Source organism: Vogesella mureinivorans (assembly GCF_007644035.1).
GTDB classification, from domain to species: Bacteria; Pseudomonadota; Gammaproteobacteria; order Burkholderiales; family Chromobacteriaceae; genus Vogesella; species Vogesella mureinivorans.
Genome location: NZ_VMTV02000245.1, coordinates 1 through 431, shown reverse-complemented (window position 1 = coordinate 431; position 431 = coordinate 1). Strand labels below are relative to the sequence as shown.

General features: G+C 65.7%; 1 protein-coding gene. It reads left to right on the top strand.

What is annotated here, in order from left to right; all coding sequences use genetic code 11:
- Positions 1 to 229: 229 nt before the first annotated feature.
- A partial coding sequence (locus FLQ44_RS08105; protein WP_147693965.1) for a phosphoenolpyruvate carboxykinase (GTP) occupies positions 230 to 431 on the top strand: 202 nt, incomplete at its 3' end.

Below are 431 nucleotides of genomic sequence, written 5' to 3'. Positions count from 1 at the left end.
CGCAAGGGTTCCTGGGCATCCGGGCGCACAGGAGAGCGTCCTTCCACGCAACACCGCCAAGGCAAGCCGGGCAACGATGCCACCGGTTTCCCCCGGGTCCGCGCACGCTCACTGGACTGCCATTGGACTTGTTCGTCAGAACTGGTCTGGCTAAGGTCTGCAGCCCGAAACGGCCGCTGCCTGGCGGTCACCGCGACGGTGACCCGGCGGCCGGCAATGGAGCCTTTGCATGTCCAGCACGCTCGCAGCGCTCAACCATTGGGTTGAGCAGGTTGCCCAGCTCACGCGTCCCGATGCCATCCACTGGTGCGACGGCAGTGAGGCCGAACGCGAGCGTCTGACAGCATTGATGCTCGAAAGCGGCGACTTGCTGGGGCTGAACCCCGACACCCATCCGGACTGCTACCTGCACCGATCGAACGCCTCCGACG